The sequence below is a fragment of the Paenibacillus sp. FW126-R14 genome, from assembly GCF_058789495.1.
In genome coordinates this window covers 26,258-40,683 of record NZ_JBYTBS010000063.1, presented here as the reverse complement: position 1 = coordinate 40,683, position 14,426 = coordinate 26,258, and the positions used below count along the sequence as shown (strand labels likewise).

Annotated in this window: 12 protein-coding genes; 3 read left to right on the top strand and 9 right to left on the bottom strand. The window is 49.1% G+C overall.

Going from position 1 to position 14,426, the window contains the following annotated elements; all coding sequences use genetic code 11:
* Positions 1-345 precede the first annotated feature (345 nt).
* Positions 346-1,512: an RCC1 domain-containing protein gene (locus tag AC3WRW_RS28120; protein ID WP_492549529.1), complete on the top strand. Its 1,167-nt coding sequence runs from the start codon at positions 346-348 to the stop codon at positions 1,510-1,512.
* Positions 1,513-1,622: 110 nt separating this feature from the next.
* Here the strand turns inward: AC3WRW_RS28120 and AC3WRW_RS28115 are convergent, their stop codons facing one another.
* The 4 genes from AC3WRW_RS28115 to AC3WRW_RS28100 all read right to left on the bottom strand — a co-directional run bounded on the left by AC3WRW_RS28115 (position 1,623) and on the right by AC3WRW_RS28100 (position 5,773).
* Positions 1,623-2,546, bottom strand: a complete 924-nt coding sequence (locus AC3WRW_RS28115) for an AEC family transporter (RefSeq protein WP_492549528.1) — start codon at positions 2,544-2,546, stop codon at positions 1,623-1,625.
* A 94-nt stretch (positions 2,547-2,640) separates the two neighbouring features.
* Positions 2,641-4,167, bottom strand: coding sequence for a tripartite tricarboxylate transporter permease (locus tag AC3WRW_RS28110; protein WP_492549527.1), 1,527 nt, complete (start codon positions 4,165-4,167; stop codon positions 2,641-2,643).
* A gap of 1 nt (position 4,168) precedes the next feature.
* Complete coding sequence (locus tag AC3WRW_RS28105) at positions 4,169-4,630, bottom strand: tripartite tricarboxylate transporter TctB family protein (protein WP_492549526.1); 462 nt, start codon at positions 4,628-4,630, stop codon at positions 4,169-4,171.
* A 66-nt stretch (positions 4,631-4,696) separates the two neighbouring features.
* Positions 4,697-5,773, bottom strand: a complete 1,077-nt coding sequence (locus tag AC3WRW_RS28100) for a tripartite tricarboxylate transporter substrate binding protein (protein ID WP_492549525.1) — start codon at positions 5,771-5,773, stop codon at positions 4,697-4,699.
* A gap of 218 nt (positions 5,774-5,991) precedes the next feature.
* Between AC3WRW_RS28100 and AC3WRW_RS28095 the strand changes: the two genes are divergently transcribed.
* A complete protein-coding gene (locus AC3WRW_RS28095) occupies positions 5,992-7,599 on the top strand; it encodes an ATP-binding protein (protein ID WP_492549524.1) in 1,608 nt (535 codons plus the stop codon).
* Positions 7,596-8,315, top strand: a complete 720-nt coding sequence (locus tag AC3WRW_RS28090) for a response regulator (protein ID WP_492549523.1) — start codon at positions 7,596-7,598, stop codon at positions 8,313-8,315. Before AC3WRW_RS28095 ends, AC3WRW_RS28090 begins: the two co-directional genes overlap by 4 nt.
* Positions 8,316-8,736: 421 nt before the next feature.
* On the opposite strand, the gene AC3WRW_RS28085 is transcribed toward AC3WRW_RS28090, so the two are convergent.
* From AC3WRW_RS28085 to AC3WRW_RS28065, 5 genes are all read right to left on the bottom strand, one after another.
* A complete protein-coding gene (locus AC3WRW_RS28085) occupies positions 8,737-9,840 on the bottom strand; it encodes a Gfo/Idh/MocA family protein (protein ID WP_492549522.1) in 1,104 nt (367 codons plus the stop codon).
* 55 nt (positions 9,841-9,895) lie between these two features.
* The gene (locus tag AC3WRW_RS28080; protein ID WP_492549521.1) at positions 9,896-10,753 is read right to left on the bottom strand and encodes a sugar phosphate isomerase/epimerase family protein; all 858 of its coding nucleotides are present in this window, start codon (positions 10,751-10,753) and stop codon (positions 9,896-9,898) included.
* A 37-nt stretch (positions 10,754-10,790) separates the two neighbouring features.
* The gene (locus AC3WRW_RS28075; RefSeq protein ID WP_492549520.1) at positions 10,791-12,341 is read right to left on the bottom strand and encodes an ABC transporter substrate-binding protein; all 1,551 of its coding nucleotides are present in this window, start codon (positions 12,339-12,341) and stop codon (positions 10,791-10,793) included.
* Positions 12,342-12,412: 71 nt separating this feature from the next.
* On the bottom strand, positions 12,413-13,303 hold the full coding sequence (locus AC3WRW_RS28070) for a carbohydrate ABC transporter permease (RefSeq protein ID WP_492549519.1): 891 nt from the start codon (positions 13,301-13,303) through the stop codon (positions 12,413-12,415).
* Positions 13,304-13,319: 16 nt separating this feature from the next.
* Positions 13,320-14,189 carry an ABC transporter permease gene (locus AC3WRW_RS28065; protein WP_492549530.1) on the bottom strand — a complete coding sequence of 290 codons (870 nt, stop codon included), beginning with the start codon at positions 14,187-14,189 and terminating at the stop codon, positions 13,320-13,322.
* Between the last annotated feature and the right edge of the window lie 237 nt (positions 14,190-14,426).

Below are 14,426 nucleotides of genomic sequence, written 5' to 3'. Positions count from 1 at the left end.
AGAAACAAGCATTGGAAACACATAGCGATGTACAGCGCACTCAAATGAAAGCGTTTTACTCGACATCCTGAGGTTTTGTTACTATTCATTCGTTTGAGCCTTTTCTGAAAGCAATCTCAACAAAAAAGTTGGGATTTTTTTGCGTTTGATTCATATTTCTACATTTTCATACAAATGTTATCATTTTTCGCTATTGATTAATGTTCATAGAATTGTATTATTATTTATGTAATCTATTCCACTATTTTACATTGATAGAAAGGAGATGTAGTTTGACTGTAATGTTGGAATCTATGATTCTAACGAATCGCCTATCCATTTAATCGAGAGAAGGAGAGAACTGTAATGATGATGAGAAAAAAAGGAGTTATTTCACTACTTACTTTCATGTTAATCGCCATGCTGGTCGTACCTGCAGGTACAGCGCTAGGCAATCCGACGAATCCGCCTCAATTGAAGACGGTCCTTACAACAGGATGGGGTCATTCGTTATTTTTGAAGGCAGATGCTACTTTATGGGCTTGGGGTGATGGGAACTTCGGACAATTAGGTAACGGTTCAGGTGCGAGCAGCGCTGTAGCAGTTCAAAACACACTGGTTCAAAATATTATCGATGTTTCGGCAGGAGACGAGCATCACAGTTTGGCGCTGCGCAGCGATGGCATCGTATTCGCTTGGGGAACGAACGGTGTAGGTCAACTGGGAGACGGCTCGACATATATAAATCGCAACAACCCGGTTCAAGTGAGTAATTTAACAGATGTCATCGATGTCGAAGCTGGTTACTACCATAGTCTGGCTTTAAAGTCCGATGGAACCGTATGGGCTTGGGGGAGCAACGTTTACAGTGAGCTCGGAGATGGCACAACCACAAATCGGTCAACTCCTGTACAGGTATCAGGACTCAGCAATATCGTGTCCATCTCAACTAAAAACTATCATAGCCTCGCCATTAAATCGGATGGAACGGTATGGGCTTGGGGTTATAACACGGATGGTCAACTGGGAGACGGAACAACAACAAATCGGTCAACTCCGGTGCAGGTGTCCGGTCTCAGCAATGTATCCTACGTGTCGGCCGGCTCCACTCACAGTCTTGCCATAAAGTCAGATGGAACGGTATGGGCTTGGGGCAATAATACAACCGGACAATTCGGAGACGGCACTACGACGAGTCACACGACTCCGGTTCAGATTCCAGGTCTAAGCAACGTAAAAGTAGTAGAAGCGGATTGGCATCATAGCTTGGCGATTAAAAATGACGGAACGCTATGGGCATGGGGTTACAACGATGCTGGTCAACTGGGAGACGGAACGACTGGCTCGACATATCTAAGCCCTGTTCAGGTAGCAGGTCTAAGCGGGGTAACGGCCGTGTCTACGAGTGCAACTTTCACTGTGGCACAAAAGTCAGACGGAACGGTATGGGCTTGGGGTCAAAACTATTGGCGCCAACTTGGAGACGGTACAAGGACGGACCATTATACGCCGGCCCAAGTCACCGGTCTGTAAGAACTGCCTCACGATTTCTAAATGATCGTATCCCCTCCTGGCTGACAACAGTAAAATTGTTGACCAGAGGGGATTTTTCCTTCCTTCACGCTAAGGTCTGCGCTTTGCTGTTAAAAGAGGATTTGCGCCGCATAGACAATCACGGTTACCGTCACACTGCTGAATAGCGTGGAAAGCAGTACGGCCTGAGCGGCGTATTCCGGGTGATTCCCATACTCTAAGGCGAAGGCGGCGCTGTTTCTAGACGTCGGAAAGCTGCTGGCGATAAGCAGCGCTTGCGCAGTCGTCCCTTCCAGCTTGAACAGCCACAGGAAGGCGAAGGCAATGGCCGGCGAGACGATCAATCTGCCCAGCAGACTGAGGATGAGAGCCGGTCTTAATCGTTTGAAGGGCAAGAAAGCGGATTGTGCGCCCAGCGTAACAAGGGCAATCGCCAGAAAAGCATTGGCGACATTTTGCAGCGGATTCCATATAAAAGCGGGAATGGGAACGGCAAGCGAATGCATCAGCAGCCCCAAAACAAACGCGTAAATCATCGGATTCCTCAAAAGCTCTTTGATGAGCTTCTGCCCTTGGGTTTGCGCCGACACCGCATTCAGCAATCCGTACGTATTCGTAAGCAGATTCTGATAGATCGAAACGACGACTTGCACGGAGAGTCCAAGAGGATTGTTCTGAAAAACGAGCTGGGAAACAGGGAGTCCGAAATTGCCCGAATTGCTCAGGACAACACTGTTCGAAAAGGTCGAAGACAATGATTTGTCAAACTTGGCCAAGCTAGCCGCCGCCTTGCTGAACAGGATGAGCGCAAAGCTTTGCAGCAGCAGAAATCCAACAATTTTAAGCAGCAGGGCAGCGTCGAATTTACTTTCGTAAATGTTCGTAAAACTGACGGCAGGCAGCAGGAAACATGCATTAAGTTTGGACAGCGTGTTCATGTCAAACTGAAAAACGCGGTGCATCCATACTCCTGCGCCAATAAGCAGAAATACAGGAATGATGACATTAAGAACGATCAAAAACAGAACATCCATAGCGATTCTCCTTAAATTAGCGAAACCCCTGATTAGGTCGGAAAGCGGCTGATTGCATCAGAGCTCGACATCTAACAGGGGTTATCGCTAGCTTTTATCCTTCCTCGTTTACAAGTACATTCCTGCCTCTTAGCTTCAAAATCAGCGGAATGCTGATCCACAAGAGACCGATAATGAGAAATGCCAGCGAGACCGGCTTTTGCAGGAAAATCATGAAATCGCCATTCGAAATCGTGAGCGCTCTGCGCATATTGTTTTCCATCATCGGTCCGAGAATGAGTCCGAGCACCAGCGGCGCTAACGGATAATCGTTCTTAGCCAGGAAATACCCCACTAGTCCGCAGCCCATAATGAGCAGCAAATCAAATGTCGAATATTGAACCGCATACACACCGAACACAGAGAAGACGATAATGAGCGGAATCAAATATTTCGTAGGCGTTTCAATCACTTTGGCAAAAACTTTAACCAGCGGCATATTGAGAATGAGCAGCATCAGATTGCCGACAAACATACTGGCAATAACGCCCCAAGCGAGCTGCGGGTGATCCTGAAATAACAAAGGACCCGGCTGCACATTGTACATAATGAAAGCGCCCATGAGAATGGCGGTTGTGCCGGAAGAAGGAATGCCCAGCGTCAACAGCGGAATCATCGCGCCGCCGGAAGCGGCGTTATTGGCGGATTCCGGCGAGGCTACGCCCTCGATAGCCCCCTTGCCGAACTTCTCGGGATTTTTGCTGATCTTTTTCTCTACGATATAGGCGAAGAAAGAAGCGAGAATCGCGCCTGCGCCTGGCAGCAAACCGATGAAAAAGCCGAGCACGGAACCGCGCGCAATAGGCGCCGCACTATCTTTCAAATCCTTCTTTGTCGGCAAAATGCGATTGATTTTGGCGAGTTCGCCGTCGTTCCCTTCCCGCTGGAGGATCGTCTTGAACACTTCCCCGACTGCGAAGGTACCTACGGCAACCGTCAAGAACTCCAGACCCTGATACAGCTCGGGAACGCCGAACGTGAATCGCTCTACCCCCGATACGTTATCGATACCGATCGTCGCCAGCAATAGACCGAAAGCGGTCATCATGAGCGCCTTCACCATCGATTTGCCGGCAAGCCCGCTGATCGCAAGCAGTCCGAGCACCATGAGGGAGAAATATTCGGCCGGGCCGAACTTGATGGCTACCGCGGACAAAGGCCGCGCGAGGAAGATCAGTCCGATAAGCGAAATGATCCCAGCAGCGAAGGAACCGATGGCCGATATGGCAAGCGCAGCTCCTGCTCTGCCCTGCTTGGCCATTTGGTACCCGTCCAGCGTTGTGACGACGGAAGACGATTCCCCCGGCGTATTCAAGAGGATCGAAGTCGTCGAACCTCCGTACATCGCACCGTAATACACCCCTGCCAGCAAAATGATGGAGCTCGTTGCCGCTTCCTCCGGACCTAACCCGGCTGTCATCGTAGCCGTGATCGGAATCAAGAGGGCTACGCCGCTCATCGGACCGATCCCCGGAAGCACGCCGACCACCGTACCGATCAATACTCCCAAAAAGACAAAAACAACATTGTGCCACTGCATCGCAGTGCCTAAACCATGCATAACATACTCAATCGTACTCATGTTACGCCCCCCCTAGCCATGTTGGGAATCCGGGAAGCGATCCGTCCAGCACATTCACATAGACATAATAAACGCCGTAAGAGAATCCCGCAGCAATGAGCAGGGAAACCCATACTCTGCCCTTTTGCATCGTTTGGAAGCCGATCATCAGAAACAGGAACGTGGAGATAACGAACCCGATATCTTCAAGAAAATAGGCGTACAAGACAGCCGCGATAAAAATGATGCCAAATCTTTTGTAGTCCAAATTTTCCGCTCGTTTTTCCGCGCGCTGCTTACGGAACGTCTCATAAATAAGGCGGACACTCATTAGAGATAAGAACAAGCCCAACACCATCGGAAAAATATTGGCGCCTACGTTGCTTCCGTAAGCGCTTGTTGAAATGCCTAAGGAGCCAATAACAAACGCAATGCCTATAGCGAAAAAAGCGATGCCTGCATAACGGTCAAACGAAGTATTCATTTCTCTGCCTCCTACCCTAAGGGCGAGGGGAGAAGAGGCTGTCTTCTCCCTAGTTTCTTTAGGTTTTTATTTCTGCATGCCAAGCGCTGTCAACATGTCCTTCAATTGAGCTTCTTGCTGGCCTAGATAAGCTTTGAAATCGTCGGCTTTTTTATAATCCGTTTCCCAGCTGTTTGCTTGCATTTCTTTCTTCCATGCATCGGACTCGACCATTTTCTTGATGGCAGCCTCCCAGAAGCTTTTCGCATCTGCGCTCATATCTTTTGGTCCGAAAAATCCGCGCCAGATCAAGAACTCTGCATCCACGCCTTGTTCTTTCATGGTTGGAACGTCCTTGTAATTGCCGCCTAGACGGGATGGTGCCGCAACAGCCAGTATGCGGATTTTCCCTGCTTTTACGTATTGATCCAAGGAGGACGCATCGGTGCCCAGCACGTCTGCATTACCGCCAAGCAGTGCAGTTACGGCTTCGCCGCCCCCGTCATAGGACACATATTTCACCTTTTTCGGGTCAATGCCATATTTGAACGCCGGGAGGATAGAGACCAGATGATCCATCGATCCTGGCGCCGAACCGCCCGCTACCGTAAGCTTCGTAGGATTAGCCTTCATATCGTCGAGCAAGGATTTCAGATCTTTGTATTTAGAATTTGCCGCTACTGCAACTGCCCCGTAGTCTTTCGTCAATTGCGCCAGCGGCGTCGTGTCATTGTAGCCATACGGCGTGTTTCCTTCTTTTTTCAAGTGGTTAATCAAAATCGGAGGCGAACTGACGAACAGCTTGTAGTTGTCTTTCACATCTTTAGTCGCATATTCCGCCAGGAATACCGCACCGCCCCCGCCCGGCTTGTTTTCAACGGAAACCGGTTTGTCGATTGCTTTCGTTTCCGCCAATACTTTGGCGATCGTACGTGCCGTCATATCCCAGCCGCCGCCGGCACCGGACGGAGCTATGATGCTGAGCGCTTTTTCAGGGTAGTTGGATTTAGCCGCTGCAGGAGCTGCCGTCTCCTTGGCTTTGTCGGCCGGCACGGATGACGTCGCCGCAGGCTTAGCTGCGTTGCTGCCGCAAGCCGCCAAACTAACGGCAAGAATGCTAATCGTCGTTACTTTCCAGGAAGCTGTCAAAATTTGTTTTATCAAAAGAACCCCTCCACATTCATGTCTTGTATACGCTTTCTATAAAGCGCTTTCAGAATAACACCTGCCTGCATCCATTGGGAAGTTAAACAAAATTAGTTGTATTAACGCCGTTTTGGACATTTTGTTCATATTGTTCATGGAAGCGCTCACGCAATAACGCTCAAAATGTGAGCGCTATATGATACAATACAAGCAAAAACAGGGGGCTTGTGAGGCAGATGCGATTGCAAACGAAGCTTATATTAATCATTTGTTCGCTTCTTTTCTTGGTAATCATCTGTTTAGGCAGTATATTCTATTACATTATGACCGCGGTGCTTGAGGACCAAATCGGGACACGCGCCTTAAAAGTCGCAGAAACCGTTGCCGATATGCCCGACATTCGTCATGCTTTTCAAACGTCCGACCCGCCGGCCATCATCCAGCCTCTCGCGGAAAGCATTCGTGAAAAAATCGATGCCGAGTACATCGTGGTCGGCAACCGGGAAGGCATTCGCTATTCGCATCCGCTTCCTGAGAGAATCGGCAAAGAAATGGTTGGCGGCGACAACGGGCCTGTTCTGGAAGGAAAGTCGATTATATCCAAAGCCATTGGCTCCCTCGGGCCTTCGCTGCGCGGCAAAACACCCGTATTCGATGATCGCGGCAATGTCATCGGCATCGTATCCGTCGGTTTTCTTACGGAGGACATCGATACCATAACGGACGCTTACAGATCGCGTATCGAGCAGGTTTCCTTCGTTGTGCTTGTCATCGGCCTGATCGGCTCCATCCTTATTGCACGCAACGTCCGCAGCTCCATCCATGGGCTGGAACCCAAGGAAATCGGCGAACTTTATACCGAGAAACAGGCGATTCTGCAATCCATTCGCGAAGGCATTATCGCCATAAACCGGGATGGCATCATTACGATGGCGAACCGGTACGCCTTGCAGCTTCTTCATCTGCCGGTCAGCGCTAAAATTACAGGCAGACAAATCGAAGATGTCATCCCCAACACTCGCCTGTATGAGGTCGTCCGTACAGGACAAGCCGAGTTCGACCATGAAATGCTCATCGGCGATCATGAGGTCATCGTCAGCCGGGTGCCGATCGTTAACCGCAAACAAGTTGTCACCGGCGCCGTCTCGAGCTTCCGAAGCAAATCCGAATTGTACCGTCTCGCCGAGGAATTGTCGCAGGTGAAACAGTTCGCGGAAGCGCTGCGCGCCCAGACGCATGAGTTTTCGAATAAGCTGTATGTCATATCCGGGCTCATCCAGCTGGAGTCGTATCAGGAAGCCGTCGATCTCATCTCCAAGGAATCGGATGTCCATCAGAATTGGGTGCAGTTCATCATGCACGAAATCCCCGATCCCATGATCGGAGGACTGCTGATCGGCAAATTCAATCATGCGCAAGAGCTGAAACTAACTTTTGAAATTGACCGGGAAAGCTCCTTTGCGGATATCCCTGAGGAGATCGACCGGAATGTGCTCGTTACCATTATTGGCAATTTGATTGACAATGCGATGGAAGCCGTTTTGGCAGCCGGGGGAAAGACAGAGCCCTCTGTTAAATTATTTTTGACCGATCTGGGGGAAGATTTAATTATCGAATGCGAGGACTGCGGTATCGGCATACCGGATGAAGTGGGCAGCGCGGTGTTTGAGAAAGGGTTCTCAACCAAGGCAGGCGAACACCGGGGGATCGGCCTGGCCTTAGTCAAACATGCTGTAGGCAAACTTAACGGTTATATTACGTTTCATAAAAATCCCGCAGGCGGCACGATTTTCACCGTTGCCATTCCTAAATCCAATTCCCGCAGAAAGGAGTCCTTCTCTTGAATCCGGAACTCCGACAGCCTAAGATTGAAGTATTAATTATCGAAGACGATGTGAAAATCGCCGAAATCAACCGTAGATTTATAGAAAAAGTAGACGCTTTTCACGTTGTCGGAATCGCCACGGACGATATTCAGGCCAAAGAACAGCTCGAGATTTTGCGGCCGAATCTAGTGCTGCTGGACGTGTATTTTCCCGGCGCAAACGGTCTGGACTTGCTTTCTTATATCCGCCAACATTACCGGGACATCGATGTTATTATGATTACGGCGGCCAAAGAGGTCGAGGCAATCCGGGAAGCCATCCGCAGCGGAGCCTTCGACTATATTATGAAGCCGCTTGTTTTTAACCGGCTCAAGGAAACGCTGCTGCGCTATCTGGAGTTCCACCGCGAGCTCAATCGTTTGAATACGAGCGTCACGATCGATCAAAGCGATGTGGACCGCCTGATGTCCGGCTCCGCCAAGAAGGATTTCCGCGCGGAAATCTCCTTCCTCCCCAAGGGAATCGACAAGTTGACGCTGGTGAAAATCGTTCAGGCGATTTCCACTGCCGCGGGCGGGATGACCGCGGATCAAATCGCCAAAGAAATCGGTGTCAGCCGTTCGACGGGACGGCGCTATTTGGAGCATTTGGTCTCCTCCGGCGAAGTGTTCGCCGATCTGTCCTACGGCGTCGTCGGACGGCCTGAGCGGGTGTACCGGAAGAAGGAGACGTGACGGGTCTTTAAGGGTGGGACCCTGAACCCCTCACCTTAACGCTCTGCTGCATCCAACATTTCCGAGTGCCTAAACACGTTGCACTTTCGTCTCCTACTGGCTCTCATTGGACGAACATACGAAAAACCCAGCCAGCGGCTGGGTCCTTGTCTAATCCCATGCATTCGAGCAGGGGGAGAAAATGGATATTGGGGTAATTGCGGTTGTCTCGTCATGCTTCGGACACAGCGGCCGTTATCTTCGCGAAAAGCGGTGTGTCTCTATGCTGACGGACATCAGAGTCCTTATTTGCCGATTTCGGGGAGAAGTCAGTCCCAAGTGAGCAAATAACAGCGCTGATGTCCGGTACATATTCGCAGAGCATCTTTTCCACCGACTAAGGGCCTCTCAGTCCGTTAGCGAGGTCAAAGATGCTGATCTCCTACTCAAACTCAACCGTTTTCCCGGTTCTTGCCGATTCGTAGATGGCCTCCAAAATCTGAGTAACAACCAAAGCCTGCTCAGGCTTGACCAGCGGCTCCGTGTCGTGGAGAATACTCTCCAGCCATTGTCTGGCCTCTTTCACGCCCGGTTCTTCGACGCTTGCGTCGAAGTATGCGATGCCTCCGCCTGTGGCAGCCTTTGTTTCCACCAGTTTCCCGTACTTCGTACTGTTGAATACGAGCTCGCCTTTGCCCATGGCAGGACTGCCTTTCATTTCCGCCCCGCCCTCCGTGCCGCATAGCGTTGTCATCGCTTCCCGGGTATCGGTGATATTAAGCGCCCAAGCACATTCCAGGAATATCGTCGCACCGTTCTCCATCTTGATGAATCCGAAGGCCGAATCTTCCACCTCGTAGCTTTGCGGGTCCCAAGGCCCGAACAGGTTGCCTTCGAACTTATCCCCTAATTTATGAAATACGGTCCCTGTGACCGATTTCGGCTTATAGTTGTCCATGAACCAAAGAGACAGGTCCAGCGCATGCGTACCGATGTCGATCAACGGTCCGCCCCCCTGCTGCTCTTTGTCCGTGAACACGCCCCAGGTCGGAACGCCGCGTCTGCGGAGGGCATGCGCTTTGGCGACATAGATATCGCCTAACTCCCCTTGACGGCATGCTTGGTACAGCACCTGGGAATCCTCCCTGAAGCGGTTTTGGTAACCAATCGTCAATTTCTTCCCGGTCCTCCTGCTTGCCTCCAACATTTTTACAGCTTCAACGGAATTGATGGCCATCGGCTTTTCGCACATGACATGCTTGCCTGCCTCCAGAGCGGCTACCGTTATGAAGGAATGCTGAAGATTAGGTGTCAATACATGAACAACGTCAATAGACTCATCCTGCAACAGCTCTCTATAATCACAATACGTTCGCGCATGCTCCGTTCCAAATTCCTTTGCAGCCTTCACAGCCCGTTCTTCTACGACGTCGCAGAAAGCCGTCATTTCACCGAGATGGGCAAGCTTCGCTAAGGATGGCATATGCTTTTGATTGGCAATTCCGCCGCAGCCGATAATTCCGATTTTCAATTTACCTTTTGACATGAAGGAACACTCCCTAGGATTGATTTGATGGGCGATTGGCGATTAAGCAGCGGCGCTAAACATACTTTTGCAAAACCTTGAAGTCGCTCTCTATGCTTTTAAATTTATCGTCGCTTGTCCCCTCGTTTTCAACAAAGGCATATTGGATCGTACCCATTTCCTTCATCTTGCCGTAGGCCGCATTAAAATCGAATACACCCGCTCCAAGATCCACAAAGTCGCCTGCTTGTATGTACCCCTTCCCGCGATACAGCTGCATCATATCCAAGTCTTCATCCCCTGGCTGAAGGGCATCGAATACGTTCGGATGGAGGACATTTGGGCTAAGATCTTTCTGATGAACGATATCGCACCGGCTGCCCAGTTTCTCAAGAACGGCCATGGGATCAAGACCCGCACGCATGACCCAGACCAAGTCCAGTTCAAATTTGACATAAGAAGGATCGGTATGTTCTACCAAAATGTCGTATAGGGTCGTATCGCCCCATCTTTTAAATTCATGGAAGTGATTATGGAAGTAAAATTGCAAGCCGCTTTCGCTGCATTTTTTGCCGATCGCATTCAGCTGTTCTGCCGTTTCCCGCGTATCTTCCTCATTCTTGATCCAGGCGGACGGCAATACAATGGCTTTGCATCCAAGCTCGGCATTTTCATGAATGAGCTGATCCCAATTCCGCGCATCCTGATCCAAGCGCTCATGAGCAGCTATGGGCTTTAGCCCCAGCTCATTCAGCTTATTTTTGATCGTTTGCAGAGGATACGAATCGCTGTACCGGACACCTGTCATGAAATTCGTTGTGATTAATTCCACATTGGTATAGCCTGCCGCTGCTACTTTTTCCAGGGTGCCGAAATAATCGTTATTCAAAGCTTGAAAGACTGAAAATAAATTAACGCCAATTTGAATGCTCATTGCAACGTCTCCTTTATGATAAATTGCCCTTGCCATGCTACTTATTCGTTTTCGCCCATTCATCCAGCTGCTTTTGCTTCTCGGCGATAATTTTGTCCATGCCTGAAGCCTTCAGTTTGCTTATAAATTCCGGCAAGTTTTTATCCGGGTCCAGCGTTCCCGTTTCCAAACCGATTTTGAATTGATCCTTCACGCTTTGAACGGCAGCCACTTCGGTTTTTACCGGATCGACGGTGAAGCTGAAGCCTAGCGCCTTCGATTTTTTGGAAGATTTATTGAATTCGGCTTGATTTTTCCATACATTCGGATCGTCGTTATCCCATACGTAGGAAAGGAATTGATTGCCCCACTCCCATCCATGATTCGGGCTATATGTGGCATTCTGCGCATCTACGCCGTTCGGGAAGCCGATCAAGTCGCCTTTCTTAACGTAATGCTTCCCTTCAATGCCGTAGTCGATCAAATTGATCAAATCTTTGTCAGAGTACAGCAAATTGAGGAACATCATCGCTCTCTCGGGGTCTTTCGAATTTTTGGCAATACTGAACATGACATTGGCAATCGACGAGGTGGAGGTGATCGGCGGAATGATGCGCGTTGCCACCATCGGTGTGCCCGTAGAAATAGCTTCCTTCGTTTCATAGCCAGGCTTCATATGCGCCACAAAGGCAAAAGCTTTCCCGGCCTTCACAAGATCTTCCGGACGGAGCTTATTTGTAGCGATATCTTTCGGGATATACCCGTTCGTGTACCATCTTCTGACCATTTTCAATAAATCCGCATAGGTTTGCGTTTCAAACCAATTGACGACTTTCAGGTTATTATCCTGATCCGGCAGCACACCATTATCATCGTTTAACGGATCCATAAATCCTGGAGCAATGGATGCAATGATAGATCCCCCTGCAGTTTCCGGAATAATGGCCGCCATATTGGGCTCGTTCTCTTTGACAATTTTGAATACGGCATCCAAATCATCGAAGGTCTTGATCTTGCTCAGGTCAATCTTATACTTGTCAACAATATCTTTGCGCATCAGAACGCCGTAGTCGGCAGCCCAATCTCGAACGCTCGGCACGCCGTATAGTTTACCGCTCGTTGTCGTTGCTTTCTGAATGTCCGGAGTAACGACCTTGGCAATATCTTGACCATATTTCTTAAGCAGGTCCTCAAGCGGAACAAGCTGCCCCTTCGCTGCTTGCGTACCATAGCCCAAAGCGGTCAAAGTAACGAGCAGGTCCAGATTTTCATTACTCGCCAGCATGAGGTTGATTTGCTGTTGATAGGCTGCAGGATCAATCGGCACAAATTTGACCGTGGCATTAATCTTTTCTTTGGTCAGCTTGTTGACGGCATCCTGAACTTCCTGCTGATCCTTATTGTTGCCAATCTTATAATAGGCCACGGTTAGTTCATAAGGCTTTAAATTCGACTTCGCCGTTCCGGTTTCCCCAGACGCGCTTGGCGCCTTTGCTGCCGTATCCGCCGTGTTGCTGTTGCCGCTTCCGCCAGAGCAAGCTGTTAGAAGAAGTGAAACCGTCATCATTCCCGCTAACACGGTTTGTACGCGCTTCCGATTACCTTTCATTGTGCAACCTCCCTATTGTTCTCCCTTATTATGATCCTTCTATATGCTAACCGGCGGGCGCCGGGTATAGCCTATCCTTTAACAGCTCCTATGACGAGGCCTTTAACGAAATATTTTTGAAAGAAAGGGTACGCACACAGCAGCGGAATCGTTCCAATAACCGCCATCGCCATTCGAACCGATTCCATCGGAATGTTGCTGCTTGCCGCAAGTTCCGTCGTACTGCTGCTCGCGTTGCTCGATAGAAATTGCGCGTTCAGCAATATCCGGTTTAACAAATTTTGCAAACTAAACAGCTTGCTGTCAGTCACATAAATTAACCCGTTGAACCAGTCGTTCCAATAGCCGATCGTTTGCATGAGTCCAACCGTTGCCAGAATGGGCAGAGATAAGGGCAGCACGATTTGGAAAAAGATTTTAAATTCCCCCGCCCCATCGATCGATGCCGATTCAATAACGGGCGTAGGTATGGAAGACATAAAAAAGGTTCGCATAATCAGAACATAGAATCCGTTGGATAACAGACCGGGAATGATCAACGCCAGCAGCGTGTCCTTCATATCAAACAACTGGGTATACACCAAGTAAGTCGGGACCAAGCCCCCGTTAAACAGCAGTGTGAAAAACACGATAAACGACAGCGGCTTGCGCATCAGCATATCTTTCCGTGACAGCGGATAGGCACATAGAGCCGTAATAGACAGACCCACAAACGTACCGACGACAGTCACCAGAATCGTTATGCCGTAAGCGCGAAATATGTTAGCGGAATCGTTCCACAAGAACTCGTAAGCGGCTACGCTTAGTTTGCTTGGAAAGAAAGAGTACCCTTCTTGCAGAATCGTCGTCTCATCGGTAAAAGAGGTAATCAAAAGCAGAAAAAATGGAAGCAGGCAGAGACACACAATGCCGATGAAGAACACATGAATGCAGGCTTGGTACAGTTGGCTTTTTCCTTTCAATGACTTCTCCTCCTTATTAAAACAAAGCGTTATCGCTGTTTCGTTTGCTTACCACATAGTTCGATATCAGCACGAGAATGAATCCTACTACGGATTGGTATAAACCCGCTGCCGATGACATGCCGATGTCGCCCAATCGGAGTAAAGCTCTGTAAACGTACGTATCGATCACGTTAGTTGTCGGGAAGAGTGCGCCTGTATCCAACGGCACTTGGTAGAACAAGCCGAAATCCGAGTAAAAGATGCGACCGATTTGCAATAGCGTCATAATGACGATAACCGGAGCGATTAAAGGAATCGTAATGTGCATGATCTGCTGCCATTTGCTCGCTCCGTCAATTCTTGCCGCCTCGTAATATTCGGGATCGATGCCGATAATTGCCGCTAAATAGATCACGCATAAGTATCCGACATGCTTCCAGATGTTCACAAAAGTCAAAATATACGGCCAATATTTGGCTTCGCTGTACCATGAGACCGGATCGATCCCAAACAACGGAAGAACTTGTTTATTAATGAATCCGGTTTCCCCGCTTAACAGGGCAAGCACCAGATAGCCCACGATAACCATTGAAATCAAGTAGGGGATGAGAACGACGCTTTGGTAAAACCGGGCAAACAGCTTTTTTTTCACTTCATTGAGCAAAATAGCTACGCCGACGGCGATAATCAAATTGAGAATAATAAAAGCTGTATTATAAAGAATCGTATTTCGGGTAATCAGCATCGCATCGGACGTTTTGAACAGGTATTCAAAATTTTTGAATCCCACCCAGTCGCTTGCCCAAATTCCTTTCGTGAAGTTGACGTCTTTGAATGCGATGATCAAGCCAAACATCGGCAAGTAGTTATTGATGAACAAATAAATGATTTCGGGCAGCACCATAACCAGCAGCGGGGCGTACCTCCATACTTTTCTCCATTTCTTGCGCGTTGCCGACTTCAATGCTGTTTGCCCTGCGGTTGTCGCAACCACCGGGTTTGTCCTTGTTGATGTCGCAGTCTCCATATCGTTCCCCCTCTTCCGTTATATGTTCATCTTATAAAAACGGCGCTTTGCCCTCTACCAGTTTGCCGACTTCCCCTTATCGCATTTCCGACTTCTTTTGATACAAAAAAAGAC